The sequence below is a fragment of the Pseudarthrobacter sp. NPDC058196 genome (genome assembly GCF_042882685.1).
Classification (GTDB): Bacteria; Actinomycetota; Actinomycetes; order Actinomycetales; family Micrococcaceae; genus Arthrobacter.
In genome coordinates, this window is the sequence record NZ_JBHVVN010000005.1 from 113901 (window position 1) to 139501 (window position 25601).

The window sequence follows — 25601 nt, forward strand, 5'->3', positions numbered from 1 at the left end:
AACACCCGGCGGAGCACAGCCCTGTGACGTGGGGGAATTCGCCGCCCGGCCCCACGCGGACCAGAAAAGGAGGGCCTTGAGCCTTGATAAACTGGAGCCTCCCGGATCTAACTTTCTTGCCGCCTGCTCCAACTTTTGACAATCGAATCCCTGACGTTGCGGAGATACCAGTGATAACAGTCCTTGCCGTGCACTTTTCGGTGGCTGTCCTGGCGCCTTTGCTCTTCAGGGCCTGGGGCCGGAACGCGTTCTACGCACTGGCGGCCGTCCCGGCTGTTTCCTTCGCCTGGTTGGCCTCCCAGCACGGCGCCGTCTATTCCGGGTCCGGTGCGGTCTCCGAAGTCTTCGAATGGATTCCCGGCCTCCACCTCGAGTTTGCGCTCCGGATGGATGCGCTGGCCTGGGTGATGTCCCTGCTGGTGCTGGGTGTCGGTGCGCTGGTGCTGCTCTATTGCGCCCGGTATTTCAAGCGGAAAGACCACGACCTCGGTGCGTTCGGCGCACAGCTGCTGGCGTTCGCGGGCGCCATGTTCGGCCTGGTGCTGGCCGATGACCTGCTGTTGTTGTTCATCTTCTGGGAACTCACCACCATCCTCTCCTACCTCCTGATCGGGTTTGCCAGGACCCGGCTCGCGGCCCGCCGGTCCGCCCTGCAGGCGCTGATGGTCACCACAGCCGGTGGCCTGGCCATGCTGGTGGGCCTGATCATGCTGGGCTACGCCGCAGGCACCTACCGCGTCTCCAGCATCCTGGAACAGGCGGCCGCGCTGGTCTCCGGACCGTCGGGCGCCACGGTGAGCGCCGCCGTCGTGCTCATCCTGGCGGGCGCCATCACCAAGTCCGCGCTGGTACCGTTCCACTTTTGGCTCCCCGGTGCCATGGCTGCGCCGACCCCCGTCAGTGCCTACCTGCACGCCGCGGCGATGGTCAAGGCGGGAATCTACCTGGTGGCCCGCCTTGCCCCTGGCTTTGCGGAGACGGCGTACTGGCAGCCCGTGGTCCTGGGGCTCGGCCTGGCCACCATGCTGGTGGGAGGCTACCGGGCGCTCCGGCAGACCGACATCAAGCTGATCCTCGCCTACGGCACCGTCAGCCAGCTGGGCTTCCTCACCATGGTGGTGGGCCTGGGGACGCCCGACGCCGCACTGGCCGGACTTGCAATGCTGCTGGCCCACGGCCTGTTCAAGGCCACGCTGTTCCTCGTGGTGGGCATCATCGACCACCAGTCCGGGACCCGTGATGTGCGGAAGCTCTCCGGCGTCTTCCGGTCCTCGCGCGCCCTGGGCATCGTGGCCGGTATCGGTGCGGCTTCCATGGCCGGGGTGCCGCTGCTGGCCGGGTTTGTTGCCAAGGAGTCGGTGCTCGAAGCGTTCGTGCACCACGCCACCGGCCCGCATGCCGGTCCTTGGGGCATGGTGGTGCTGGCCGGCCTGGTGGTGGGATCCATCCTGACCTTCGCCTACAGCGCCAGGTTCATGTGGGGTGCCTTCGCGGCCAAGCCCGGCGTGGAGCCCACCCCGTTCAAAGCCATCCGGCCTTCCTTCCTCGCCGCGCCTGCGGTCCTGAGCCTCCTGACCATCGCCTACGGGCTCTGGCCGGTGGCGGTCGACGCCTGGATCCAGCCCTACGCGGCGCTGTTCGCCTCCACGGCGTCCGAGGCCGGAACGCCGGCTGAGCAGGCCGGCCACCTAGCGCTGTGGCACGGTTTCACACCGGCACTTGGGCTGACGGCGGCCACGTTCGTGCTGGGCCTGGCCATGTACTTCGGCCGCAACGCCGTGGCCAGGGCGCAGGCACTGGTCCCGGGCTGGGTGGATGGCGACCGGGCCTACCAGCTCACCATCGGCGCCCTGGATGACGCCGCCGTCTGGATCACGGGCCGGACCCAGCGCGGTTCCCTCTACTTCTACCTCGCAGTGATCCTCAGCGTGGCGTTCGTCCTGCCGCTCACCGCCATCCTGCTCAGTGGCAATGCCCTGCCGCCGGACATCTACCTCGTGGACCCGCACTCGCCGCTGCAGCTCGTGGCCGGCGTGGGCATCGTGATTGGCGCCCTCGCCGCCGTCAAGGCCAATAAGCGCTTCCTGGCGGTGCTGATGGTCTCCGTCACCGGATACGGCATCGCGCTCATGTTTGCCCTGCAGGGCGCCCCCGACCTTGCCCTGACCCAGATGCTGGTGGAAACCATCATCCTCGTGGCGTTCGTCCTGGCCATGCGCAGCCTTCCGCCCGAGCTTCGTGACCGCACCGGCGGAAAGTACCGGGTGCTGCGCGTCATCATCGGGTTGGGCTTCGGCGTGACCATGGTGTTCGCCGCGATCTTCGCCATGGGAGCCAGGACGGCCATCCCGGTGTCGCTGCAGTTTCCGCAGCTCGCCTACGAGGGCGGCGGCGGCCTGAACGTGGTCAACGTGACCCTGGTGGACATCCGGGCGTGGGACACGTTCGGTGAGATCAGCGTCCTTGCCCTGGCCGCCACCGGCGTGGCCAGCCTGATCTTCGTCCGCGGCCGTGGCGACCGACTGCAACGGTCCGCCTCTGTTGCCGAGGGCACCGTGGGGCGGTACCACGGCGTGGACCCCGGGTCCCGCGACGGCGCGGCGCTGGCCATCAGCCGGAAGTTCGCCGCTTCGGCCCGGGACGCCTGGATCGTGGCGGGCAGGACCCTCGCCCCGGAACGCCGCTCCATCATCTTCGAAGTGGTCACCCGCCTGATCTTCCACTCGATGATCATCTTCTCGCTCTACCTGCTGCTGGCGGGCCACAACCTGCCCGGCGGCGGTTTCGCCGGCGGCCTGACCGCCGGCCTGGCCCTGACCATCCGCTACCTGGCCGGTGGGCGGTTCGAACTGCGGGAAGCCGCGCCGCTCAGCGCCGGTGCATTGCTGGGCACCGGCCTGGCCCTGGCCGCCGCCTCCGGCGTGACGCCCCTGCTGCTGGGCGGCCAGGTGTTCCAGTCCGCCATCATCGAAGTGTGGCTGCCCGTGTTCGGCGACATCAAGTTCGTCACCTCCACCATCTTCGATATCGGCGTGTATGTGGTGGTGGTGGGCCTGGTCCTCGACGTGCTGCGCAGCCTGGGTGCCGAGATCGATGAACACATGGAAGAGCGGTCCGCCGCGGCCGGGCCCGAACCGGCACAGCAGGACCAGGAACCGGACCGTATTCCTGCCGAGACCACCGCAAAGGGCAACGCATGAGCGTCAACCTGACCCTGCTGATCGTCATGGGCGCCCTGTATGCCTGCGGCATCTACCTGATCCTCGAACGCAGCCTCACCCGCGTCCTGCTGGGACTGATGCTGCTGGCCAACGCCACCAACCTGCTGATCCTGTCCACGGGGGGATACGCCGGCCTGGCTCCGTTTTTCACCAAGGACACCCCGGCCGGTGATTACAACGACCCCCTGCCGCAGGCCCTGATCTTGACCTCGATCGTGATCTCCTTCGCCGTCACGGCGTTCATGCTGGGCATCATCTACCGCACGTGGGTCCTGGCCCGCCAGGACGATATCCAGGACGACGTGGAAGACCTCCGGGTGGCGGAAACACCGAGCTTCGACGCGGAGGACGACGCAGAAATCCCGGCCGAAACGTCCGAGTTTCCGCTCGCCACCGTCACGGCGGGAGGCCGGGAAATGCCGGCCGAACAGGCAGCCGCGGAAGAACAACCCGGCTCGCCCACCATCGAATCCGGCCCGGAAGGCGGCACGAAGTGAACATCGCCAGCCTGGCCCCCCTCGCCGTCGTCCTTCCCATCCTGGGCGCCGCCCTGACCTTCCTCCTGATCCGGCACTCCCGGGCCCAGCGGGCGGTCAGCATCGGACTGTTGTCGCTCACCCTGGCCCTCGAATGCCTCCTGTTGGCCTCCGCCTGGAACAGCGGGACCGCCGCGGTGACCATCGGCGGCTGGCTGCCGCCCTGGGGCATCGTGATGGTGGTGGACCAGTTCTCCTCGCTGATGCTGGTGGTCTCCTCGGCCGTGAGCCTCGCCGTGCTGGTGTACGCCACCGGGCAGGGCATGGCCGACGGCGACGAGGACGCCCCGGTCTCGATCTTCCACCCCACCTACCTGATCCTGGTGGCAGGGGTGTCCAACGCGTTCCTCTCCGGGGACCTCTTCAACCTCTACGTCGGCTTCGAGATCCTCCTGACCGCAAGCTACGTGCTGATGACCCTGGGCGGTACCGGGCCCCGGATCCGCGCCGGCGTCACCTACGTGGTGGTGTCGGTGGTGTCCTCCGTGCTGTTCCTGATCGCCATCGCCATGGTGTACGGGGCGACAGGCACCGTGAACATGGCTGACCTCGCCCTCAAGCTGGGCGACCTGGACCAGGGCACCAAGACCCTGCTGCACGTCATGCTGCTGGTGGCGTTCGGCATCAAGGCCGCCGTCTTCCCGCTCTCCTTCTGGCTTCCCGACTCCTATCCCACGGCGCCGGCACCCGTCACCGCCGTGTTCGCGGGCCTGTTGACCAAGGTGGGCGTGTACGCCATGGTCAGGACCGAGACGCTGCTGTTCCCCGGCGACACCCTGAACACGCCACTGATGGTGGTGGCGCTGCTGACCATGGTGGTGGGCATCCTTGGTGCGCTGGCGCAAAGCGACATCAAGCGTCTGCTCTCGTTCACCTTGGTCAGCCACATCGGGTACATGGTGTTCGGGCTGGCCATGTCCTCGGTGGCCGGGCTGGCCGCGGCGGTCTTCTACGTGGCCCACCACATCACCATCCAGACCAGCCTGTTCCTGGTGACCGGCCTGATCGAACGCCGCGGCGGCAGTTCCTCGGTTGACCGGCTGGGCGGCCTGGCCAAGCTTTCGCCCCTGCTGGCGCTGCTGTTCTTCATCCCCGGCATGAACCTGGCCGGCATCCCGCCGTTCTCCGGATTCCTCGGCAAGGTGGGCCTGCTCCAGGCCGGCATTGAGCTGGGGACCCCGCTGGCCTATGCGCTGGTGATCGGCGGGGTGCTGACCAGCCTCCTGACGCTGCTGGCCATCGCCCGCGTATGGAACCGCGCGTTCTGGCGGAAGCCGGAGGACGCCGAGCACCCGGACCCTGTGCTCCTGGCCGGCCCCTCGGGGCGCGCGGCCGGGCCCGGGGCCAAACTCAACATGGTCACGCTCCTGCCGCGCACCATGGTGGGTTCAACCCTTGGCCTGGTGGTGCTCGGCGTCGCCCTCACCGTGTTCGCCGGGCCGCTGTTCGGACTCTCCGACCAGGCTGCGCGAGACATGCTCGACCGGGCCCCGTACATCCAATCGGTCCTCGGCGGCAATACCGCCGTCCCGGCCACCGTGACGGGAGGAGGACGATGAGCCGCAAACGGATTTCGCTGCGCCAGGAGCTTCCCCTCCTGGTGTGGCTGGTGATCGTGTGGGGTGCCCTCTGGCAGGACTTCAGCCCCGGGAACCTGCTCTTCGGCGCCCTGTTGGCGGTGGGAGTTGCCAGGTTGTTCTACCTTCCGCCGGTGGAACTCAGCGGCCGGTTCAACATCCTGTATGCCGTGCCCTTCGCCTTTGCCTTCCTGTGGAAAGTGGTGGTGGCCAGCGGCCAGGTCCTCTACCTGGCCACCGTCCGCGGACCCAAGGTGACCAACGCCGTCGTCGCGGTGAAGCTCCGGAGTCACCAGGACCTGATCGTCACCGCCACCGGGCATGTGATCTCCCTGATTCCCGGCTCCCTGGTGGTGGAAGTGGACCGCCCGGCCTCCACCCTGTACCTGCACGCACTCAACATCACCTCGAAGCAGGACATCGAGGGCCTGCGGAACGAGGTCCGGTCCATCGAAGCAGGCCTGATCCGCATCATGGGTTCCGCCGAAGAACTTGAAGCCGTCCGAATGGAGGCGTCCGCATGATGCCCGTTGTCCTGGCGGTCACGGCCGTCATCTTCTCCCTCGCCGCAGGCGGGGCCATCATCAGGATTGCCCGCGGCCCTTCGCTGCTGGACCGGGTCCTTGCAGCCGATGTCCTGCTGGCCATCCTGGGCGGGGCCCTGTGCGTGGACATGGCCGTGAACCGGCACCTGAACAACCTGATGCTGGTGGTGGCCATCTCCATCATCGGGTTCATCGGGTCAGTAACGGTGGCCCGGTTCGTCGCCGACCGGAGGGTGAACCCCCATGAATCCTGACTTCTCCGGCGCGGACGCGTGGATCGACCTTGCCTCCGCAGTGTTCATGGTGGTGGGTGCGCTGCTGTCCCTGGGCGCCGCAATCGGGCTGCTCCGATTCCCGGACCTGATGAGCCGCATGCACGCCGCCACCAAGCCGCAGGTCCTGGGCCTGTTCCTGCTGCTGGCCGCCATTGGGCTCCAGATGCGCACCTGGTGGGTTTGGCCGGTCCTGGTGGTGGCCTGGATCTTCCAGCTGCTCACGGTGCCGGTGTCCGCGCACATGGTGGGCCGGGCCGGCTACCGCACCAAGCACCTGCACCGGGAACTGCTCGCCGCGGATGAACTCGAGGCCGTAGTGCAAAAAGCCGCCGCCGAGGCTGCCCGGACGGACAACCACGACGACGGCGAAAACCGCCAGTAGCTAGACGATGTCCTGCGTCTTGGCGAACCGGGTGATGGCGCGCTGGGTGCCGCGGTTGGCCAGGACCTGGATGATCGCGCTGACGGAGGCGGAGATCAGTGCGAAGGTCAATGCCGACCTCAGGCTGGTGGGCACGTCCTCGCCCTTGCCGCTGGGCGGCTTCTGCCCCGTGGTCTTCTCCCAGATGGTGTTGACGAGCTTGGTGCCGACCAGGCCTGCGCCCAGGCTCACCCCGGTACCGAGCAGCTTGATGAAAAGGTTCATTCCTAGTACTCCTTGCGGGCGGAAAACGGACTGCCTCCAGCCTAGCCGCACACCAGGACTCGTCCGGGCAAGGGCATGGCCGGGATACTTTCCGGGCCGGCAAAGGCGGTCCGCGGTCACATCCGGTCCGGCAGCCGTCAAGGCCGCCGATCAGTCCCTGCGGGTGTAAACTTGACCACGCCCAATCCGGGCAGTATTTACACGCGTTACCCAACGAATATCAACACTTAAAAACGACAGGGGAGCGCCGCCGTCGGACAACCTGGCTATGCCGGGAGCCGCAGGTGGGCGCTGAGAGTGCGGGACAGCCGCAGACCCTCGAACCTGATCCGGTTAGTACCGGCGCAAGGGAGTCGAGTTCTCAAAGTGTCCGGCCGGACCGGCTAGAGTCCGCCAGCCGGAGCCACTTTCCCCTCCTGTTACCCAGGAGGATCACATGAGTACTGCAGCAATCAAGAAGACCACCAGCAGGTCCTGGCGCGTCGTCGACATCGTGGTGGCGGCCCTTGTGGCCATCGCCGGCGGAGTCATTTTCTGGGCCTGGGACCAGGGCGCCGCCGCCCTCTCGGCCCCCATGAACGCCGCCTACCCGCCCCTGACCGGGATCCTGGCCGGCGGCTGGATGATTCCGGGCGTGCTGGGAATGCTCATCATCCGCAAACCCGGAGCCGCCCTGTTCTGCGAAACGGTGGCCGCAACGGGCGAGCTCCTGATGGGTTCCCAGTATGGCGCCTCCGTCCTTTTCTCCGGTTTCATCCAGGGTCTGGGGGCGGAAATCATCTTCGCAGTGTTCGTCTACCGCAAGTTCAACCTGCCCGTGTCCCTGCTGGCTGGTGCGGCGGCGGGCTTCTTCTGCGGCCTGAATGACTCATTCGCGCCGTGGGGCTGGAACATCGCCTACCCGGGCGCAGACAAGCTCGCCTACATCGTCCTGACCACGGTGTCCGGCGCCGTCCTCGCAGGCGCCTTGTCCTGGCTCGCCACCCGTGGCCTGGCCCGCACCGGGGTGCTGAGCTCCTTCGCGTCCCGCAAGGCTGCAACGGAGCCAGTCTTCTCCTGATGGCACCCTCCCAGGACGCCGCAGGAGGCGTGCGCCCTGCCGCCATCACGGCCCGCGGCTGGGGCTGGCGTCATGCCGGCCGGGCAAAGCCTGCCGTCCACGCCCTCGACGTGGACATCAGCCCGGGCGAGCGGGTGCTCCTGCTCGGCCCTTCGGGTGCCGGGAAATCGACGCTCCTGCATGCCCTCGCAGGGGTCCTGGGTGACATCAACGACGACGGTGAGGCCGGCGACGCGGATGAATCCGGCTCACTGCTGGTTGACGGCGCACCACCTCGCGAGCGTCGCGGCCGGTCCGGCCTCATGCAACAGGACCCGGAGACGCAGGTGGTCCTCTCCCGGGTGGGGGATGACGTCGCCTTCGGCGCCGAGAACCTTGCCGTGCCCCGCGATGCCATCTGGGCGCGGGTGCACGAGGCGCTTGCCGACGTCGGGCTGTCCCACCTCCCGCTGGACCACCCGACGTCGGCCCTCTCCGGCGGGCAGAAACAGCGCCTGGCGCTGGCGGGCATCCTCGCGATGCGCCCGGGGCTGATCCTGCTGGACGAGCCCACCGCCAACCTGGACCCGGACGGTGTCCTGGAGGTCCGCGACGCCGTGGCGCGCTGCCTGGACAAGACCGGAGCCACCCTGGTGGTGGTGGAGCACCGGGTCTCCGTCTGGAAGGACCTGGTGGACCGGATCGTGGTCCTGCAGCCGGGCTCCGCCTCGGATCCCGCCGTGCTCCTGGACGGACCTCCGGACCGGGTGCTCAGCGAGGCCCGGGCCATGCTGACGGCCGCCGGAGTCTGGGTGCCGGGGTATGTGCCGGCCACCCGCCGCCGGTCCGGCGTCCCGGCCGCCGGGACCGGCAACCTCCTGCTGGCAGCCGAAGACCTGGCCGTCTCCCGCGAGCGTCCCCGCCGCAAAGGCTTCCGCAAAATCGCGCCGGTTCCTGTCCAGGAGGGTGTTGCCGCGCAGGTCCGGTCCGGCCAGGCGCTGGCCGTCACTGGACCAAACGGCGCCGGAAAATCAACGTTCGCGCTGACCCTTGCCGGGCTCCTTGAACCGGTGTCCGGCAAGGTGTCCGCCACCCTGGACCTCAACCGCGGTGCCGGAATCGACCCCTACACGTGGAAGGCCGAGCAGTTGATCTCACGGGTGGGAACCGTGTTCCAGGAGCCTGAGCACCAGTTCGTGACCGGCAAGGTGCTGGATGAGCTGCTGTTCGGGCCGCGGCATCTGGGCCACGGCGAGGACCGGGTGGAGGAACTGCTGGAGCGGCTGCGGCTCACCCAACTTGTGGACGCCAACCCCTACACCTTGTCCGGCGGTGAGAAGCGGCGGCTGTCCGTGGCCACGGTCCTGGCCGCCAGCCCGCAGGTGCTGGTCCTGGACGAGCCGACGTTCGGGCAGGACGCCAACACCTGGGCGGAGCTGGCCTCGTTCCTGTCCGAGCTCCTGGACGCCGGCACGGCAGTGGTGTCCGTGACCCACGACGCCGAATTCAGCGCTGCCCTGGGCGGGGCGGAGTTGCGGATGGCCGCTGCGGAACCGGTGGCGCCATGAGGCAGCAGCTGACCCTGGACGGCAACCGCGCCCTCCTGGCCAGGGCCAACCCGCTGAGCAAATTCGCCGCCGTCGTGCTCATCACCGCGGTCCTGGCGCTGTCCATCGACTGGGTGTCCGCGTCCGTGGCCCTGGCCTTCGAGCTGATGCTGTTTCCCTTGGCGGGCCTCACCCTGTCCCTGCTCTGGCAGCGGGGCTGGCCGCTGATCCTCGCCGCCGCCATCGGCGGATGGAGCACCTCCATCCTGGCGCCGGACAGCGGAAGGATCCTGCTCGACGCCGGCATCTGGACCATGAGCGAAGGGTCCCTCCAGCTGGGCATTGGCTTCCTGCTGCGCGGCTTCGCGATCGCCCTTCCGGCGGTGCTCCTGATGAGCTGCACCGATCCGACGGACCTTGCCGACGCGCTGGCACAGAAGGCGCGCCTGCCGCACCGGTTCGTCCTGGGAACCCTGGCGGCAATGCGCCTTGTGGGGCTCATGGCCGAGGAATGGCAGACGATCGGCATGGCCCGGCGTGCCCGCGGAGTTGGTTCGCGCGGAAACCTGGTCCAGCGGGTGAAAGCGACCCTGGGACAGAGTTTTGGGCTCCTGGTGCAGGCGATCCGCCGCGCCTCGAGGCTTGCCGTGACCATGGAAGCGCGGGGCTTCGGCGGCGGACAGCGGACCTGGGCCCGCGAATCCACGTTCAGTGTGTTGGACCTGTGGGTGGTGGGCGGCGGCGTCATGATCGCCGGGTGTGCCCTCGGCGCGGCGCTGGCCGCAGGCCGTTGGAACATGGTGTGGCTCGGCAGCTAGCGGGGTTACCTGCCGGTACTATCGCATGTAGCGGGTAGGTCATCCCGGGTTTGCCCTCCATCGAACGTTCCCCGCCTCACTATCTCATTTATGATATATTTTCGGCATGACTCAGGAGACCGCCGGCCACGTCGCCGCCATGTTGAGGAACGCCCGCAACGAGAAGGGCTGGACCCAGGGCCAGCTGGCTTCCGAACTCGGAACCAGCCAGAGCGCCGTCGCCCGGATGGAACAAGGCAAGCAGAACCTCAGCCTCAAAATGATCCAACGGCTGGAAAACATCTTCGACCGCAGCATCGTCAACGTGGGCAAGCCCAGGATGACGCACCTGCGGGTGGAGGGCGGCCGTACCCTCTCCGGCGCCGTTGACGTCAACAGCAGCAAGAACGCCGGCGTGGCACTGCTGTGCGCCAGCCTGATCAACCGGGGCACCACCGTGCTCCGCCGCCTCGCCCGGATCGAGGAAGTCAACCGCATCGTTGAAGTGCTGACCAGCATCGGCGTGGAATGCACCTGGCTCAACGATACCGATCTCCGCCTGCGCCGCCCTGCCGTCCTCGACCTTGAGGCGATGGACGTGGACGCGGCACGGCGCACCCGCAGCGTCATCATGCTGCTGGGTCCCCTCCTGGACGAGTCGCGGGAGTACCGGCTGCCCTACGCCGGCGGCTGCGACCTTGGAACACGGACGGTTGAGCCCCACATGCAGGCACTGCGCGAGTTCGGGCTCTCGGTGGAAGCCACCGCCGGTTTCTACACCGTCCAGGCGCCTCCAGCGGACACCCGGGACCGCTCCTTCGTCCTCACCGAACGGGGGGACACCGTGACCGAGAATGCGATCATGGCGGCGGCCCACCGGCCCGGAACGACCGTGATCCGCAACGCCAGCCCCAACTACATGGTGCAGGACCTCTGCTTCTACCTGCAGATGCTCGGCGTGACCATCGAGGGAGTGGGAACCACCACGCTCCGGATCACCGGCCGGCCCGTGATCGACGCCGAGATCGAGTATTTCCCGTCCGAGGACCCCATCGAAGCCATGAGCCTGATTACGGCCGGCATCGTCACCAACTCCGAGGTCACGGTGCGGCGGGTGCCCATCGAGTTCATGGAAATCGAGTTGGCCACCCTGGGCCAGATGGGGCAGAAGCTCGAAATCTCCGGCGAATACATGGCCCGCAACGGCCGCACCAGGCTGGTGGACGTGACCACCAAGCCGTCGGAGCTGCGCGCCCCGGAGGACAAGATCCACCCCATGCCGTTCCCCGGGCTGAACATCGACAACCTGCCGTTCTTTGCGGTGATCGCCGCCAACGCCCACGGGCAGACCATGATCCACGACTGGGTGTACGAGAACCGGGCCATCTACCTGACGGAGCTCAACCGGCTCGGCGCGCAGGTGCAGCTGCTGGACCCGCACCGGATCTACGTCAATGGACCCACCAAGTGGCGGGCCGCCGAGGTGGGCTGCCCGCCGGCGCTCCGGCCCGCTGCTTGCCTGCTGCTGGCCATGCTCGCCGCTCGGGGCGTCTCCGAGCTCCGCAACATCTACGTGATTGAGCGCGGCTACGAGGACCTGGCGGAGCGCCTGAATACCATCGGCGCCAAGGTGGAGTACTTCCAGGACTAGGCGTTCATGCTTCGTCATGATCAGCGGGGGCGCCCGGAATTTCCGGCCCCTGACGCAGAATGTTCGTATGCGTACTTTCGGCGTCGAGGAAGAACTCCTGATTGTTGATCCGGAGTCCGGAGAGCCGCTCGCCCTGGCGGACGCCCTCCTCGCCGGACACCGTGTAGCCGCGGACGATCTGCCGGTGGACCCGGACCTCCACCACTCCGGGAAGCAGGCGGATCACGACGACGAGATGGGCTTGAGTGCCGAGCTGAAGCTTGAGCAAATCGAGACGCAGACCAAGCCCTGCCTGGAGTCCGGGGCCCTGCTCGAGCAGATCAGGGCCGGCCGCGCCATGGCAAACCAGGCGGCCGACAAACATGGTGCCAGGGTGGCTGCGCTTGCCACGTCGCCGCTGGCATCCACCAGCCACACCACGCCGGACCCGCGCTACGCCAGGATGCTGGAACGCTTTGGCCTTACGGCGCAGGAGCAGCTGACCTGCGGTTTCCACGTGCACACGTATATCGAATCGCCGGAAGAAGGCGTGGCGGTCCTGGACCGGATCCGCGACAAGCTGGCGGTGCTGACGGCGTTGAGCGCCAATTCGCCGTACTGGAATGGCGTTCCCACCGGTTTCGAAAGCTACCGCACCCAGGCCTGGAACCGGTGGCCGACAGCCGGTCCGGCGGCGATCTACGGGACGTACCCCGCGTACCGGAGGGTGGTCACCCGGCTGCTGGACACGGGCGTGATGCTCGACGAGGGGATGCTGTATTTCGACGCGCGGCTTTCCCGCAACCACCCAACCGTGGAGGTGCGGGTGGCGGACGTCTGCCTCCGTGCCGAGGACGCAGCCCTGATCGCAGTGCTGGTCCGTGCCCTGGTCGAATCAGCCAGCCGGGAATGGCGCGAGGGCGTGGATCCGGCGCCCGTGCCTACGGTCCTGTTGCGGATGGCGTCGTGGCAGGCCAGCAGTTCGGGACTCAGCGGCGAGCTCCTGGACTTTGGGAACTTCCGCCCGGCCCCGGCCGCGGACGTTGCCCGTTCCCTCGTGGATTACCTGGCGCCCGTCCTGCAGGAACAGGGCGAACTTGCCTTGGCCCGGCAAGGCGTGGAGCACATCATCGCCCGCGGTACAGGGGCCGCCGAACAGCGCCGGGCCCGCGACAGGGCGCTGGCCGGACCGCCTCCCGAGGATATGGGTTTCGGTGCAGTGGTCCGGCACGCCGTGGACGTCACCATGCGCGGTGCCCTGGATCTTTCAGACGTCGAAGACACCCCGGAACTCCTGCGGGTCCGCCAGGCCTGACGCTTTAGATCTGCTTCAGGGCCTGTTCCAGGTCGCGGATGAGGTCGTCCGCGTCCTCGAGTCCCACGGAGAGCCGGACCACGCCGTCGCTCAGGCCAATGGCGGCCCGCCCCTCCGGGCCCATGGCGCGGTGCGTGGTGGTGGCCGGGTGCGTGATCAGGGACTTCGAATCGCCGAGGTTGTTGGAGATGTCGATGATCCGCAGCCCGTCCAACAGGGCGAAGGCGGCCTCCTTGGCGGAGCGTCCGCCCGATGGCGCCAACTCGAGGGTGAGGACCGTGCCGCCGGCACTCATCTGCTTCGCCGCCAGCCCATACTGCGGGTGCGACTTCAGCAGCGGGTACTTCACCCAGCTCACGGCAGGCTGCTCCTCAAGCCATTCGGCGAGCCGCAGCGCGGTGGCCGAGGAGTGCCGGACGCGCAGGCTCATGGTTTCCAGGCCCTTGGTCAGGACCCAGGCGTTGAACGCCGAAAGCGCCGGACCGGTGTGGCGCATCAGCTGCTTCACCGGGCCGTCGATGAACTCCTTGGTGCCCAGGATAGCGCCGCCAAGGACCCGGCCCTGCCCGTCGATGTGCTTGGTGCCGGAGTACACGATCACGTCCGCGCCGAGGTCCCCGCAGCGCTGCAGCAGGGGAGTGGCGAAGACGTTGTCCGCGACCACCTTGGCGCCGGCGGCATGGGCGAGTTCGCTCACCGCCGCGATGTCCACGATTTCCTGCATCGGGTTGGACGGGGATTCGAAGAAAACGGCGGTGGTGGGCGTGGACAGGGCCTCACGCCACTGGTCCAGGTCCGGGCCGTCGACGAAGACCGTCTCCACACCCCACCGGGGAAGGATCTCATTCAGGATCACGAAGCATGACCCGAACAGTGAGCGGGCGGCCACCACGCGGTCGCCGGCGGCGAGCAGCGCGCCCAGGGCGGTGAACACCGCGGACATGCCCGACGCCGTCGCGAAGCACGCTTCGGTGCCTTCCAGCAGCCTGAGCCGTTCCTGGAAGGTGGCCACGGACGGGTTGCCGTAGCGCGAGTACACAAAGCGCTCGTCCTCGCCGGTGAAGGCGCGTTCGGCCGCCGCCGCGGACTCGTAGACGAACCCGGAGTTCAGGAAGATGGCCTCGGAGGTTTCCTGGAAGTTGGTGCGGTCCAGGCCGCCGCGGACAGCTTGGGTATCGGGGTTCCAGCCGGGGGCATCTTGGTTGAAAGTCACTTAGTTCTTTCCGAGGTTGGTGGGCAGGCCGCGGTTCTTCCAGCCGTTGACGGTCCGTTCGCCGTAGCGGTCCGGTTCTCCCTCGAAGCCCTCCAACACGTTGTACGAGGTGAAACCGGCCTGGGTGGCCGCAACGGCGGCGGCGATGGAGCGCTGGCCCGAGCGGCACAGGAACACCAGCTCCGCGCCGGGGTCCTCGGGCGCCTGCTCCTTGAGGTCCTTCACGAAATCGGGGTTGGGGATGCCGCCGGGGAAGGTCCACTGGATGAACAGGGGATCGTTGTCCGTTGCCTTGGTGTCCGGAATGCCGATGTGGGCCCATTCGCCTTCCGTGCGGACATCCACCAGGATGGCGCCCTGCTCCAGCTTGGCCCACGCTTCCTGCGGCGTGAGGTCGCCTGCGTAGCTCATGCGTGGCCCTCGCCGTCGAACTCGCCTTCCAGGTCGTCAACGGCCGTGGCCACTGCGGCGTCCGCCGAGGCGATTGCGGCCGGGAGGACAACTGCCTGGGCCACGATGACGCTGCTGCCGTTGAAGGTGGCCGCCGGGCTGCCGTGCAGGACGTAGCCGTCCGCGAGGGCGGCCGAGATCCGCTCACAGAAGGAGCGGTCGTCCGGGCCCGTAATCAGGCGGTAGGACAATTTTTCGTCAGGGGCGGGTGCGTCAGACACGACGGATCTCCTTCTTTCACGCTTGCAGCTCGAATCGGTCGATATGCCAAGTATTCACCTGAGGCACCCCGCCGCGAGAGGAGGGTTGCCGACCGGCCAGTCAGGGCTTAACACCGGTACTCATTACTCCCCAAAAACGTAACACCTGGCGCGCCAAGCCGCACGGCCGCCGTCGTCATGTTCCGTAATTGAGAGCTCGCGACCACCGCGTCACGGGAACGCGGCAAGGCGGCCGGACCGATAAAGTTTCTACCGGGGGCGCCGCCCTGCCGTGACAGTGGGAGTACCGGGGGGTCTTGCCAGCATGCGAGCTGCTACATCGCACCACCAGGCCGGCCGTCGTCGTGCCCGTCATCGTGCCCTCCGGGCCGTCCTCGCCGTCGTCGTTGTCCTCCTGGCCCTTCTGGCGCCTGCCGGTGCGTCGCAGGCGGCCTCCGCAGTACCGGACCAGGGCAAGCCCTGGCTGGGTGCCGTCCTTGAATGGGGCGAGGATACTGCCGCTGGATTCTCCGACCGGCTGGGGGCGAGCCCGGCCGTGTTTGGCCACGACATCGCCTTTCCGTTCCGCGACTCGGACCGGAACAACATCGAGGGTTTCCTGCAGCAGGCCGCGGCCAAGGGCGCCCACGCCATGCTCACCGTGAAGCCCACCATGCCGCTGGAGCAGATCGGTGCCACCGAAGCGGAAGCCTTTGCCGGCAAGGTCCGCAACCTGACCTCCGGGTTCAAGGGCCGGCTGTTGATCCGGTTTGCCCCGGACATGAATTCGAGCTGGGTGGCCTGGGGCCAGCAGCCGGCCGCCTACCGGGCGGCCTTCAAGGCCGTCGCGGCAGCGGTCAGGAAGGACGACGGCGGCCGGGCCGCCATGGTCTGGGCGCCTTACCTGGGCAAGGACTATCCCTTTGACCGGAACCGGAATGCGCCGAAACCTGGGAGTGACGGCTTCGCGCTCCTGGACACCAACGGCGACGGTGCCTGGAACGGCTCCGACGCCGCCTACGCCCCGTACTATCCCGGCGACGACGCCGTGGACTGGGTGGGCCTCACTGCGTACCATGACGACACCGCCGGCGGGGCTGCCGTCAACACCGTGCCGCGCGCCGGTGAGCTGCAGGAGATGCTGACCGGCTCCGGCAGCGAAAACTTCTATGGCACCTACGCGGAGGGGCGCAAGAAGCCGTTCCTGCTCCAGACCTCGGCGTTCTACGGCCCTGCCGCGGCCGGACCGCCTGAGGCAGACATCAAGGTGGGCTGGTGGGACCAGGTGGTGGGTACAGCCACCTCGGCCGCTTTCGCCCGGACGGCGGCTGTGGTGTGGGACGAGCGCACCAGCACCAGGGATACCGGCGTGGCCAGCATCGACTGGCTGCTCACCGGAAACCCCAGCATCGCCAAAGCTGCGCTGGACCGGCTGAAGTCCTCTCCGGTGGTAACCGGACCGGTCACCGACGTGGCCGCGGACGGAGCGTACGTCCGGGCCAACACCCTGTCCGGGGCCGCCGTCTGGACCCTTGCCGTGGCGATGGCCATCCTCCTGGCGGCGTTGTGGCAAATTCCCCGCCGCGTCACCGCCGCTGCCGCGTGGAGCTACCAGGACCCGGGCAGCAGGGACTCGCGCGTGGATTTGCTGCGCGGGATGGCCATTGTCTTCGTGGTGGTCAACCACCTGGGCCTGGTATCGCTGTTCCAGCTGCTCACGCAGGAGGCCGTGGGCTTCGTATCGGGGGCCGAACTGTTCGTGCTCTTTTCCGGCCTGGTGGTGGGCATGGTCTATGGGCCAAAGGCCAGGGAAGATTTTGGCAAGGTGGTGGACCTCACCTCCCGCCGCGCGGGGAAACTCTACGTCACCGCGCTGGCGGTGCTGATCGGCGTCTTCCTCATCGCGCAGCTTCCGTTCTTCCACACCGAGGCCCTGACCACCTTCGTGGACCAGGGAACCGGCGGGGCCGGTCACAACGGCGCCGGCCGGACCTACGACCTCTACGCCGGGATGTCATCGCTGTTCCAGTTCCCGGTGCCGCCCCAGGTGCTGCCGGCCATCCTGCTGCTGCAGTTCGGGCCATGGCAGTTCAACATCATGGGCCTGTACGTGGTGCTTCTCCTGGCCAGCCCGCTGATCCTTGCGCTGCTGAACCGCGGGAAGGCCGTGTGGGTCCTGGCGGCGTCGCTCGCGGTGTACGCCGTGGGCGCCGGAACCAGGTTCCGGATCCTGCCGTCCCAGTTCGAGGACTCGTTCCCGCTGCTGGTCTGGCAGGTGCTGTTCGTGCTCGGGCTGGTGGTGGGATACCACCGGCGCAGCATCATCGCGTGGTTGTCGGCGCATGCCTGGGTGGTGGCGGCCTGCACGGTCGCCGCATTCGGCCTGGCTTTCCTGTCCTGGGGCAACCCGTACCTGGCCAACAACTACGACGTCCGGCTGGCGCTGATGCCAGACGCCACGTACCGGGGCATGTATGACGCCCTCTTTGGCCGGACCTACCTGGCGCCAGGGCGCCTGCTCAACGTCGTCGTCCTGGTGGTGGCGGCCTACGCGTTCCTCAGCGCCTACTGGAAACCGGTGGAGCGGGCGCTGGGCTGGTTCCTGATCCCGCTCGGCCGCGCAACGCTCTACGTCTTCATCATGCACGTGGTGCTGATCGCCGTCGTGGCCAATATCCCCGCTCTCCAACAGGAGAGCATCTTCCTCAACACTGCGGCCTACGCCGTGGTGCTGGGCCTGCTGTGGCTGATGGTCCGCACCAGGTTCCTGTTCCGGATCATTCCCACCTAGGCCGGTGGCCAGGGCATGAAAAATGCTGCGGCACGGTTGGTGCCACAGCATTTACGTCATTGCCAGGAAATGACGGGGAAGGCCCCGCAGTCCCGGTGTCTTAGACCAGTTCGGGATACGAGGACACGATGTAGTCGGCGGCTGCCGCACCTTTCATGCGCAGGCCCTTGCGGCTGCCCGGCAACCTGGCCTTCATCGCTGACCAGAACGTCGTTTCCGTACCCGGCAGGTGCTGGTTGATGAAGCACCAGCTCATGTACAGGCCGTAAAAGCGGTCGCGTTCCAGTGTGGACTCGGACGTCTGGTCGAAGTAGGTGGCGTCTTGGAGAAAGAGATCAAACTGGGAATGTGCCATGAGGGCGTCCCTTCGCTAAGTGCGTGGCGCCGCCGTTCGGCTACAGCAGCGAACCTCGATGCCCTGCACTGGTGGCAATCGGGTCCATAGATTAATCCTGTGAAAGAAACCGGGATTATCAGCGCCGTCAACGCCTGTCTACACTGTAGACTTTACCCGTAGACTACATATGAGGCAACCCTCTCGAATGATCTCGGGTCAGTTGTCCGCAGCGAGGACAAATCCATGACTTCCCCCAATCCTTCCGGTACCGGCAAGGTCAAGGCCCGGCTCAGCAGGGACATCGTGCTGGCAAAAGCGCTGGAAATGGTGGATGCAGAAGGGCTCGACGCTTTGACCATGCGCCGCCTGGGCCAAGAGCTTGGCAGGGACCCGATGAGCCTTTACCGCTACGCGGAAAATCGGGCCGCGTTGCTCGATGGGGTTTCTGAGCTGGTGCTTGACCAGCTCACCATCCATCAGGATGATCCGGACTGGAAGGCGCAGTTGCGGGCGATCGCCCACAACCTGCGGGCGCTGGCCCTCCAGCATCCCAACGTGGTGCCCCTGCTGGTGACCCGGCCCCTCTCCACGCCGCTTGGCTTGCGTCCGCTGGGCACTCTGCGTCCGCTGGAGAAGATCCTTTCCCTGCTGGTGTCAGCCGGATTCGAACCGTCCGACGCGCTGCACGTCTACCGCGTGTACTACGGCTTCCTCTACGGCCACATCCTCAACGAACTGCAGGAGTTCGTGGTGGACCCCGAAGAGAACGAGGTGCTGCTCCGGCTGGGGCTCCACCGCCTGCCCGCCAAGGAATTTCCCAAGCTGCGGGCGTTGGCGCCGGCACTGTCAGATTACGACGGCGCCAACGAGCTCGACCAGGGGCTCACCATCCTGCTGTCCGGGCTGGAAGCACAGCTTTCCCGGCAGGCTGCTGCAGTACAGCCCGGTTAGCGCGGAAGCGGCAAGCGGCGCACTATTCGAACGAAGCCCGGCGGCGGTCCTGCACGCGGGTGTTCCAGACGTCCGGCCGGTTGACCTGGAACCTGCGTCCGGTCAGGGCCTTGGCGTTCAACCGGACATAGTTGGCCTTTTCGCCAGGCTGCCACGGTTCCAGGCCCAGGCCGTCCACCTGGTCCTTGACCGCCTGGTCCTCGATGATCCCGGTATCGCCGCGCACCACCACGCTCCATGCCAATTCGGTGGCGGGGTCGTAGCCATCGATCTCCAGCGCGGCCGGCCGCTCCATTTTGGCGCCCCAGAGCTTGGAGCCGGGCGCGGTGCGGAAGACGATGCTGCGCAGATGGACGATGTAGTTCACGGGGAAGATTTCGGGATGCTCATCCACCACGATGGCCAGCCTGCCCACGGTGTCATTGGCGAGGAGTTCCCAGCAGTCGTCAAAGGAGAGGTTTTCGATCGGCAGCTTGTGCGAGTCCATGGTCCACACCTTACGGGTGAAGCCCGGAGGGCAAAAGGGGCCGGTGGCCCTGTTGCGCGGTTACTGGATCCCGGCGAAAAGCCCGCTCAGCTCGGCAGTCAGTTCCTTTTGCACGGCCGGGGTGCCGATCTCCTTGCCGTCGATCCGGTTCACGGGGGCCAGCAGGCGGACGCTGGAGATCAGCCAGACCGCATCCGCGTCCAGCAGGTCGCGGGGCTCCAGCGGGCCATACCCGAGTTCCCAGCCCGCCGCCTTGGCCGCCGCGAAGAGGGCTCCCTGGGACGTTCCGGGCAGGATGCCGCTGTCCAGCTGTGGCGTGATGAGGCGCTTGACTTCACGGCCGTCGTCGGACTTATCCACGTGTGCCAGCAGCACGGTGGAGGTGGGGCCTTCCAGGACGCGGCCGTCGGAAGACACGAAGATGACGTCGTCCGCGCCCTGCTTGTGGGCGTGCCGGAGGGCTGCCATGTTGACGGCGTAGGACAACGTCTTGGCACCCATGAGCAGCCACGGGGCCCGTTCGGCCACGTCGCTGTCGTAGCCCCTGTCCAGCAGGATCACGTCGATGCCGGTTTCCCGCTGGCGGCGGCCCGCTGCTCCGGCAGGTGAGACCTGCACCCAGGCCGTGGGGGTGGGGGCGCCCTCGACGCCGCGGGTGACCACGAGCTTGACCACCAGTTCGTCGGCGTCGGCCTCCGACGGCGGGTTCGCGGCGCGGTGCCGGGCAACGGCGGCCGCAATGGCGCGCTGCCACGCGTCCTGCTCCGGAATCCCAAGGTCCAGCGCGCGGGCGGAGCCTGCAAGCCGGTCCAGGTGGGCCTGCACTTTCCGGACCGTTCCACCCACGGCCAGCATGGTTTCGAAGATGCCGTCACCCCGGGTGACGCCCAGGTCCGTGACCAGGAGCTGCGGTTTGGCGGCGTCGGCCACCCTGCCGTCAGGGTAGGCAGGGTCGAGGAAAACGAGAACCACGGGGGCTGGAGAGCTCATGGCACCAGCTTAGTGCGGCGGCGCCGCTAAGCTGGGCGGAGTGCGCCGGCCGGAACCGTCCTCCGGAGCCCGATCTCCGGGAGTTATTGACGTGTTGTGGCCTTTTTCGCTTGCCGGCACCGCGCCGACGTGGGTTGTGGTGCTCCTGGGCTTTGCCGACCTGGTGATCAGGATCCTTGCCCTGGGAATCATCCCCGGCAACAGGCGCCCCACCACGGCCATGGCCTGGTTGCTGGGGATCTTCTTTATTCCGTTCGTGGGCATCGTCCTGTTCCTGCTGTTCGGCAACTTCCAGCTGTCCAGCCGCCGACGGGCGCAGCAGGAACTGGTGAACGACCGCGTGCGGGCAGGCATCAGCGCCCTCTCGGACGCGGAAAGCGACTACCCCGGCCCGGAATGGGTGAAGTCCGCCGCTGAGCTCAACCGCACGCTGGGATCACTGCCCATGGTGGACAACAACTCCGTGGACCTGATCCCCGGGTACCCGGACTCCATCCTGGCCATGACACAGGCCGTGCGGAAGGCAAAGAAGTTCGTCAATGCCGAGTTCTACATCATGAGCTCGGACCACGTCACCAACGACCTGCTCACTGCCATGGAGGAAGCCGCCGAACGGGGCGTGGAAGTGCGGCTCCTCTTCGACCACATCGGCACCCTCCGCATCAAGGGCTACCGGAATCTGCTCAAGCGCCTCCGGGCAGGCAAGATCCAGTGGCGCCGGATGCTCCCGCTCCTGCCCATCCACGGCCAGTGGCGCCGGCCGGACCTGCGCAACCACCGCAAGATCATGGTGGTGGACGGCGAGATCGCGTTCACGGGGTCGCAGAACCTGATCGAGCCCTCCTACAACAATCCCCGGCACCGCAAGGCCGGACGCGAGTGGGTGGAGCTGATGGCATGCTTGCGCGGCCCCATCGTCACCACGCTCAACGTCGTCTTCGCCACCGACTGGCTGAGCGAGACCGATGAGTCACTGGAGCACCAGCTGCAGTTGCCGGCCAACCCGGAACCCGGAAACGTCACGGCCCAGGTGGTGCCCAGCGGCCCCGGGTTCATCACGGAGAACAACCTGCGGCTCTTCAACACGCTCATTTACTCCGCGCAACACCGCATCTCCATCTGCAGCCCGTACTTCGTCCCGGACGATTCCCTGCTCTATGCCATCACCACCGCGGCGCAGCGCGGCGTTGACGTGGAATTGTTCGTCTCGGAAAAGGGCGACCAGTTCCTGGTCCACCACGCGCAGCGGTCCTACTACGAAGCCCTCCTCGAGGCAGGCGTGCGCATCTACCTGTACAAGGCGCCGTTCGTGCTGCACGCGAAGCACTTCACCATCGACGACGAGGTGGCCGTCCTGGGCTCCAGCAACATGGACATGCGTTCGTTCTCGCTGAACCTTGAGGTGTCCGTGATGCTCCTGGGCGAGGACATCGTCAACAAGATGCGGGCCGTGGAGGACACCTACCGGGATATTTCCCATGAGCTCAAGCTGACGGACTGGGTCAACCGGCCGCTCGCCGCGCGCTACGTGGACAACGTGGCCCGGCTGACCGCAACGGTGCAGTAGCCGGCCGGCCCGCCGGGGTCAGCGGTCCGGAAATCCGGTCCCCAGGGTGGAGAGCACGCCGAAGGCCTTGGTGCGGATCTCCTCGTACTCGTCCTCCGCCACGGAGTCCGAGGTGATGGCACCGCCGACGCCGAGCGTCAGGTCCGCGGCTCCGTCGCCGGAAGCGTCAATCACCAGGGTCCGGATGGCGACGGCGAGGTCGGTCGCCGAATTGAGCGAGAAGTACCCGATGGCCCCCGAGTAGAGTCCGCGGGGGCCGGCCTCCAGCCGGTCCAGGATTGCCATGGTGCTGATCTTGGGGGCGCCGGTCATGGAACCTGCCGGGAAGCAGGCCGCCACCGCCTCGGCCCGTGCCGCCCCGGGGAGCAGCCGGGCGTCGATGGTGCTGACCATCTGGTGGACGGTGGCATAGCTTTCGATCGCGCAAAGCCGGCTGACCGTCACGGAGCCGGGCACTGCAAAGTGGCTGAGGTCGTTGCGGAGCAGGTCAACGATCATGATGTTCTCGGCGCGGTCCTTCACGGACGTGGCCAGGTCCGCGCGCAGCTGCGAGTCTTCCTGCGGATCGGCAGCCCGGCGGCGGGTGCCCTTGATCGGTTCGGCGCGCATGCCTCCGTCGGCCGCTATCTTCAGGAACCGTTCGGGTGAGGTGCTGGCGACGGCAAGGCCCCCCAGCCGCAGGTAACTGGCGAACGGGGCCGGGTTGCGGCGGCGCAGCGCCAGGTAGGTGGTCCAGGGATCCAGGGTGTCCGCCGGGATCCGGGCTTCCAGGGTGGTGGTCAGGCAGACTTCGTAGGTGTTTCCCTGCGCGATCTCATGCTGGGCGGCCGCGATTTTCGCCCGGTACCGGGCGCCCGTATCCCGGCTCCGGAAGGCGGGCGGGCCGGGACGTTCGACGCCGGTGCTGCCGCCGCCATCCCCGGCGCCCACCGCTCCTGTGCCCACTGCTCCGGCGGGGCCTGCGGCGGTCGCGGTGGCCGGAGCGGCGGCATGCACGGCTGCCCGCGCGCGGTCCAGCCACTCGTCGGTGTCCGGAGCCGCAAGGGCCAGGAGCCAGGCGGCGCCTTCGGCGTGGTCCAGCACCACGGCGCGGCCGGCGAAGATCAGTGCGGCGTCCGGGGTGGGCGCGGAAAGGTCGCTGCCGCCGGTTTCGCGCTTGAGTTCGTAACCCAGGCAGCCCAGCCACCCCAGGGTGAACTCGCCCGGGTAGCCCTCGGGAGTCCGGACCGCCCGCCGGCCCCAGACGGTATTCAGCCAGCGGAAGAACGGGCCCGGAACCTTCGCCACGGACGAGCCCGCGCTGATGAGGCTCACCCCCGCACGGTGCGTGACATACTGCCCGAACGTGCCGGCGTCGTCAGCCATGATGCTGAACCGGCTGCGTTCGGCGGCGGTCCTGTCCTCCCCGGATACCTGCTCCCCGGAGCCGGCCCGGGCGTCCCGGTGATTGGAGGAGTCCAGCCAAACGGCGTTGGGGGAGCGGCCATACAGGGATTCGAACAGGGCCGGTGGGTCCGGTGCCAGGTCCAGGCGCTCGGCGTGCAGGCGCAGGCCGCGGCGGGCGGACAATTCCGGGGCGAGGACCGGCGCCAGCGCAGGCAGGTACGGGAGGAGCCGCAAAAGGTCCACGGGTGCGGAGCCGTCGGCGCGGTTATTGACGCGCAGGTCCGCCCGGCCGGGGACGTCGTCGCGGCCCAGCCATTCTTCCTCCTGGGCCGCCCACTGGTCCCAGAACGGCCTGTAGGTGTCGCCGTCGCGGTCCAGGGCCCGGGTCCGGCGGACATCGTCCGGTGACTCCGCCCAGATGACGGCGCCCAGGAACGGGGCGGCAGGCTCGGACGCGGCGCCCACCCCCTCCACGATGACGATCTCCGCCGGCAGCGTTACCCGGGCATCGCCGTCGTAATGGTTGGACCAGTCCCAGCTGGTCCAGCTGGCGGCCTCGCCCCGGCTCAGGGGCGTGAGGACCGTGGAGACATAGCGTTCGACGCCGGCCGCGAGCCCGTCCCAGCCCGGGTAGATGTCCTCGAGGTGGAACAGGGACACCTTGTGGTGGGCGCGGAGCAGCGCCGCGAGTTCGACTGCCAAGGTGGTCTTGCCTGCGCCGGAGCGCCCGTCGATGGCGATGATGACGGGGGCTGGGATCATGGACTAGAGCGTACCGGGTTCAGTGTGCCTGCCGCTGCAGTCCCGTGTCCCGCAGGGCCTCCGCCTTAATGTGGTCCACGATCCCGGGAAGGGCGGAGTGGATCTGGTGCCAGACGGCGTCGAAATCAGCGTGGCCGCCGTACCAGGGATCCTCGATGCCCTGGTCCAGCCGGTCGCGGCCGGCCATGGCCGGATCGAAGCTGCGGAGCATCCGGATCTTGTTCAGGGCCTCCCGGCCCGGTGCGGCCTCGGTGAGCCAGGCGTAATGGTCGATGTCCAGCGCCAGGATCAGGTCGCGCTCGCTGAACCACCGTGGGTCCCATTCCCGGGCGATATGGGTTTCGGAGGCCAATTGTGCTGCCGCCAGCCGGCGGGCGGCCCGGGGGTCGATGGGCCTGCCGGCCTCGTACCCTGTGGTGCCGGCGGAGTCCACCTGCACCAGTCCGTCCAGTCCTTCGCGTTCCAGCGCTGCCGCAAGCATGAACTCGGCCATGGGGGACCGGCAGATGTTGCCGGTGCAGACGGTGATGACACGGTATGGGCTCGACGTTGAGTTCATGAAGCTAAGCATGCGCGCTGGTTGCCCGTCTTGGCTAGCGGGCTGTTCACAATGTTTTACGGGTTTGTAAAGATGCATTACTGGCTGTCATATCGCTGCGGCTTCGGTGCGCCCGGGCCTTCCGCCGTCCCACTTAGTGGATCAGGGCCAGCAGGATGCCAACGCCCACGAACAGCGCGCCGAAGACGCGGCTGAGGACGATTTGGCCTGGCTCGGTACTCGTGAAGCGCTGGAAGGACCTGGCGGCTGCGGCGAAAAAGAACCACATCACCAGGATGTCGATGACCACGATGGTGGCGGTGAGCACCGCGTATTGCGTGAACAGCGGTTGCTCAGGCCGGATGAACTGCGGAGTGAACGCGAGGAAGAACACGATCGCCTTCGGGTTCAGCAGGTTGACCCAGAATCCGCGCCGGAAAATTGACCACGCCGGCTCATTGCGCAGGGCGGCGGCCTCTTCCCGGGCGGCCGTGGGCTTGCTCAGGAACTGGCGAATGCCCAGGTACACGAGGTAGGCGGCACCGGCGTAGCGGATCACGTTGAAGGCCACGGGGGAGCTTGCCACCAACACCCCCACGCCAAGGGCCACAATCAGCACGTGCACCACCAAGGCTGCCTGCTGGCCCAGGATTCCCCAGATGGACCGGCGGAACCCCGCATTCAGCGAGTTGCTCATGGTGTTGATGGCCCCGGCGCCCGGGGTGAAGCTGATGAGGGCACCGGCACCCGCAAGGGCCAGCCAAAGGGAAAATTGCACTCATCAATCGTACGGGGCGGCAC

The 25601-nt window shown here is 67.4% G+C and carries 24 protein-coding genes and 2 riboswitches; of the genes, 14 read left to right on the forward strand and 10 right to left on the reverse strand.

From position 1 onward, the window contains the following. Window positions 1-170: 170 nt before the first annotated feature. Genes ACFVVC_RS08700 through mnhG form a run of 6 tightly spaced genes read left to right on the forward strand, consistent with a single transcriptional unit; the run spans window position 171 to window position 6536 of the window. Window positions 171-3200 carry a Na+/H+ antiporter subunit A gene (locus ACFVVC_RS08700; RefSeq protein WP_387451410.1) on the forward strand — a complete coding sequence of 1010 codons (3030 nt, stop codon included), beginning with the start codon at window positions 171-173 and terminating at the stop codon, window positions 3198-3200. Further along, a complete protein-coding gene (locus ACFVVC_RS08705; RefSeq protein WP_285247965.1) occupies window positions 3197-3718 on the forward strand; it encodes a Na(+)/H(+) antiporter subunit C in 522 nt (173 codons plus the stop codon). The genes ACFVVC_RS08700 and ACFVVC_RS08705 overlap by 4 nt, the downstream gene beginning before the upstream one ends. Continuing rightward, a complete protein-coding gene (locus ACFVVC_RS08710; protein ID WP_387451414.1) occupies window positions 3715-5316 on the forward strand; it encodes a Na+/H+ antiporter subunit D in 1602 nt (533 codons plus the stop codon). Before ACFVVC_RS08705 ends, ACFVVC_RS08710 begins: the two co-directional genes overlap by 4 nt. After that, a complete protein-coding gene (locus tag ACFVVC_RS08715) occupies window positions 5313-5858 on the forward strand; it encodes a Na+/H+ antiporter subunit E (RefSeq protein ID WP_387451417.1) in 546 nt (181 codons plus the stop codon). The genes ACFVVC_RS08710 and ACFVVC_RS08715 overlap by 4 nt, the downstream gene beginning before the upstream one ends. Next, window positions 5855-6133, forward strand: coding sequence for a monovalent cation/H+ antiporter complex subunit F (locus ACFVVC_RS08720; RefSeq protein ID WP_018760725.1), 279 nt, complete (start codon window positions 5855-5857; stop codon window positions 6131-6133). Before ACFVVC_RS08715 ends, ACFVVC_RS08720 begins: the two co-directional genes overlap by 4 nt. Beyond that, window positions 6123-6536, forward strand: a complete 414-nt coding sequence (gene mnhG / locus ACFVVC_RS08725) for a monovalent cation/H(+) antiporter subunit G (protein WP_387451421.1) — start codon at window positions 6123-6125, stop codon at window positions 6534-6536. Before ACFVVC_RS08720 ends, mnhG begins: the two co-directional genes overlap by 11 nt. Here mnhG and ACFVVC_RS08730 read toward each other — a convergent pair whose 3' ends face one another. Continuing rightward, window positions 6537-6800 (reverse strand): DUF4235 domain-containing protein, encoded by a 264-nt coding sequence (locus tag ACFVVC_RS08730; RefSeq protein ID WP_285247963.1) that lies wholly within the window; start codon window positions 6798-6800, stop codon window positions 6537-6539. It lies immediately after the preceding gene. Window positions 6801-7028: 228 nt separating this feature from the next. Next, window positions 7029-7169, forward strand: a riboswitch (TPP riboswitch). Between the two features lie 67 nt (window positions 7170-7236). Between ACFVVC_RS08730 and ACFVVC_RS08735 the strand changes: the two genes are divergently transcribed. From ACFVVC_RS08735 to ACFVVC_RS08755, 5 genes are all read left to right on the forward strand, one after another. Then, window positions 7237-7860: an ECF transporter S component gene (locus ACFVVC_RS08735; RefSeq protein WP_387451424.1), complete on the forward strand. Its 624-nt coding sequence runs from the start codon at window positions 7237-7239 to the stop codon at window positions 7858-7860. Then, window positions 7860-9407: an ABC transporter ATP-binding protein gene (locus ACFVVC_RS08740; protein ID WP_387451427.1), complete on the forward strand. Its 1548-nt coding sequence runs from the start codon at window positions 7860-7862 to the stop codon at window positions 9405-9407. The genes ACFVVC_RS08735 and ACFVVC_RS08740 overlap by 1 nt, the downstream gene beginning before the upstream one ends. After that, window positions 9404-10204: an energy-coupling factor transporter transmembrane component T family protein gene (locus ACFVVC_RS08745; protein WP_387451430.1), complete on the forward strand. Its 801-nt coding sequence runs from the start codon at window positions 9404-9406 to the stop codon at window positions 10202-10204. The genes ACFVVC_RS08740 and ACFVVC_RS08745 overlap by 4 nt, the downstream gene beginning before the upstream one ends. Window positions 10205-10310: 106 nt before the next feature. Then, on the forward strand, window positions 10311-11834 hold the full coding sequence (locus ACFVVC_RS08750) for a UDP-N-acetylglucosamine 1-carboxyvinyltransferase (RefSeq protein WP_387451433.1): 1524 nt from the start codon (window positions 10311-10313) through the stop codon (window positions 11832-11834). Window positions 11835-11901: 67 nt separating this feature from the next. Beyond that, window positions 11902-13128, forward strand: coding sequence for a glutamate--cysteine ligase (locus ACFVVC_RS08755; protein ID WP_387451436.1), 1227 nt, complete (start codon window positions 11902-11904; stop codon window positions 13126-13128). 4 nt (window positions 13129-13132) lie between these two features. Here the strand turns inward: ACFVVC_RS08755 and ACFVVC_RS08760 are convergent, their stop codons facing one another. Genes ACFVVC_RS08760 through ACFVVC_RS08770 form a run of 3 tightly spaced genes read right to left on the reverse strand, consistent with a single transcriptional unit; the run spans window position 13133 to window position 15012 of the window. Continuing rightward, entirely contained in the window at window positions 13133-14341 is a 1209-nt protein-coding gene (locus ACFVVC_RS08760; protein ID WP_387451439.1) for an O-succinylhomoserine sulfhydrylase, read from the reverse strand. Next, entirely contained in the window at window positions 14342-14752 is a 411-nt protein-coding gene (locus tag ACFVVC_RS08765) for a rhodanese-like domain-containing protein (RefSeq protein ID WP_018760734.1), read from the reverse strand. After that, on the reverse strand, window positions 14749-15012 hold the full coding sequence (locus ACFVVC_RS08770; RefSeq protein WP_018760735.1) for a DUF1737 domain-containing protein: 264 nt from the start codon (window positions 15010-15012) through the stop codon (window positions 14749-14751). The genes ACFVVC_RS08765 and ACFVVC_RS08770 overlap by 4 nt, the downstream gene beginning before the upstream one ends. Before the next feature lie 13 nt (window positions 15013-15025). After that, a riboswitch (SAM riboswitch) is annotated at window positions 15026-15140 on the reverse strand. A 176-nt stretch (window positions 15141-15316) separates the two neighbouring features. Between ACFVVC_RS08770 and opgC the strand changes: the two genes are divergently transcribed. Then, window positions 15317-17782: an OpgC domain-containing protein gene (gene opgC / locus ACFVVC_RS08775; protein ID WP_387451443.1), complete on the forward strand. Its 2466-nt coding sequence runs from the start codon at window positions 15317-15319 to the stop codon at window positions 17780-17782. Window positions 17783-17882: 100 nt separating this feature from the next. Here the strand turns inward: opgC and ACFVVC_RS08780 are convergent, their stop codons facing one another. Beyond that, window positions 17883-18137, reverse strand: a complete 255-nt coding sequence (locus tag ACFVVC_RS08780) for a hypothetical protein (RefSeq protein ID WP_387451446.1) — start codon at window positions 18135-18137, stop codon at window positions 17883-17885. A gap of 225 nt (window positions 18138-18362) precedes the next feature. On the opposite strand from ACFVVC_RS08780, the gene ACFVVC_RS08785 reads away from it, so the two are divergent. Beyond that, window positions 18363-19070 carry a TetR/AcrR family transcriptional regulator C-terminal domain-containing protein gene (locus ACFVVC_RS08785; RefSeq protein ID WP_387451449.1) on the forward strand — a complete coding sequence of 236 codons (708 nt, stop codon included), beginning with the start codon at window positions 18363-18365 and terminating at the stop codon, window positions 19068-19070. A 22-nt stretch (window positions 19071-19092) separates the two neighbouring features. Here the strand turns inward: ACFVVC_RS08785 and ACFVVC_RS08790 are convergent, their stop codons facing one another. Then, window positions 19093-19557: a pyridoxamine 5'-phosphate oxidase family protein gene (locus ACFVVC_RS08790; RefSeq protein ID WP_387451452.1), complete on the reverse strand. Its 465-nt coding sequence runs from the start codon at window positions 19555-19557 to the stop codon at window positions 19093-19095. Between the two features lie 60 nt (window positions 19558-19617). Continuing rightward, the gene (locus tag ACFVVC_RS08795; RefSeq protein WP_387451454.1) at window positions 19618-20547 is read right to left on the reverse strand and encodes an aminodeoxychorismate lyase; all 930 of its coding nucleotides are present in this window, start codon (window positions 20545-20547) and stop codon (window positions 19618-19620) included. Window positions 20548-20638: 91 nt separating this feature from the next. On the opposite strand from ACFVVC_RS08795, the gene cls reads away from it, so the two are divergent. After that, window positions 20639-22114 (forward strand): cardiolipin synthase, encoded by a 1476-nt coding sequence (gene cls / locus ACFVVC_RS08800; protein WP_387451457.1) that lies wholly within the window; start codon window positions 20639-20641, stop codon window positions 22112-22114. An 18-nt stretch (window positions 22115-22132) separates the two neighbouring features. Here cls and pabB read toward each other — a convergent pair whose 3' ends face one another. The 3 genes from pabB to ACFVVC_RS08815 form a co-directional block, all read right to left on the reverse strand. Further along, entirely contained in the window at window positions 22133-24262 is a 2130-nt protein-coding gene (gene pabB, locus ACFVVC_RS08805) for an aminodeoxychorismate synthase component I (protein WP_387451460.1), read from the reverse strand. 19 nt (window positions 24263-24281) lie between these two features. Continuing rightward, window positions 24282-24821, reverse strand: a complete 540-nt coding sequence (locus ACFVVC_RS08810) for a low molecular weight protein-tyrosine-phosphatase (RefSeq protein WP_387451463.1) — start codon at window positions 24819-24821, stop codon at window positions 24282-24284. A gap of 133 nt (window positions 24822-24954) precedes the next feature. Beyond that, window positions 24955-25578: a LysE family transporter gene (locus tag ACFVVC_RS08815; RefSeq protein ID WP_387451466.1), complete on the reverse strand. Its 624-nt coding sequence runs from the start codon at window positions 25576-25578 to the stop codon at window positions 24955-24957. Window positions 25579-25601 lie beyond the last annotated feature (23 nt).

Excerpts from the sequence above, each read along its gene's own strand:
- ACFVVC_RS08705 (WP_285247965.1), top strand. The coding sequence starts at position 3,197 with ATGAGCGTCAACCTGACCCTGCTGATCGTCATGGGCGCCCTGTATGCC.
- ACFVVC_RS08715 (WP_387451417.1), top strand. The coding sequence starts at position 5,313 with ATGAGCCGCAAACGGATTTCGCTGCGCCAGGAGCTTCCCCTCCTGGTG.
- ACFVVC_RS08720 (WP_018760725.1), top strand. The coding sequence starts at position 5,855 with ATGATGCCCGTTGTCCTGGCGGTCACGGCCGTCATCTTCTCCCTCGCC.
- mnhG (WP_387451421.1), top strand. The coding sequence starts at position 6,123 with ATGAATCCTGACTTCTCCGGCGCGGACGCGTGGATCGACCTTGCCTCC.
- ACFVVC_RS08730 (WP_285247963.1), bottom strand. The coding sequence starts at position 6,800 with ATGAACCTTTTCATCAAGCTGCTCGGTACCGGGGTGAGCCTGGGCGCA.
- ACFVVC_RS08735 (WP_387451424.1), top strand. The coding sequence starts at position 7,237 with ATGAGTACTGCAGCAATCAAGAAGACCACCAGCAGGTCCTGGCGCGTC.
- ACFVVC_RS08740 (WP_387451427.1), top strand. The coding sequence starts at position 7,860 with ATGGCACCCTCCCAGGACGCCGCAGGAGGCGTGCGCCCTGCCGCCATC.
- ACFVVC_RS08745 (WP_387451430.1), top strand. The coding sequence starts at position 9,404 with ATGAGGCAGCAGCTGACCCTGGACGGCAACCGCGCCCTCCTGGCCAGG.
- ACFVVC_RS08750 (WP_387451433.1), top strand. The coding sequence starts at position 10,311 with ATGACTCAGGAGACCGCCGGCCACGTCGCCGCCATGTTGAGGAACGCC.
- ACFVVC_RS08755 (WP_387451436.1), top strand. The coding sequence starts at position 11,902 with ATGCGTACTTTCGGCGTCGAGGAAGAACTCCTGATTGTTGATCCGGAG.
- ACFVVC_RS08765 (WP_018760734.1), bottom strand. The coding sequence starts at position 14,752 with ATGAGCTACGCAGGCGACCTCACGCCGCAGGAAGCGTGGGCCAAGCTG.
- opgC (WP_387451443.1), top strand. The coding sequence starts at position 15,317 with ATGCGAGCTGCTACATCGCACCACCAGGCCGGCCGTCGTCGTGCCCGT.
- ACFVVC_RS08780 (WP_387451446.1), bottom strand. The coding sequence starts at position 18,137 with ATGGCACATTCCCAGTTTGATCTCTTTCTCCAAGACGCCACCTACTTC.
- ACFVVC_RS08785 (WP_387451449.1), top strand. The coding sequence starts at position 18,363 with ATGACTTCCCCCAATCCTTCCGGTACCGGCAAGGTCAAGGCCCGGCTC.
- ACFVVC_RS08790 (WP_387451452.1), bottom strand. The coding sequence starts at position 19,557 with ATGGACTCGCACAAGCTGCCGATCGAAAACCTCTCCTTTGACGACTGC.
- ACFVVC_RS08795 (WP_387451454.1), bottom strand. The coding sequence starts at position 20,547 with ATGAGCTCTCCAGCCCCCGTGGTTCTCGTTTTCCTCGACCCTGCCTAC.
- pabB (WP_387451460.1), bottom strand. The coding sequence starts at position 24,262 with ATGATCCCAGCCCCCGTCATCATCGCCATCGACGGGCGCTCCGGCGCA.
- ACFVVC_RS08810 (WP_387451463.1), bottom strand. The coding sequence starts at position 24,821 with ATGAACTCAACGTCGAGCCCATACCGTGTCATCACCGTCTGCACCGGC.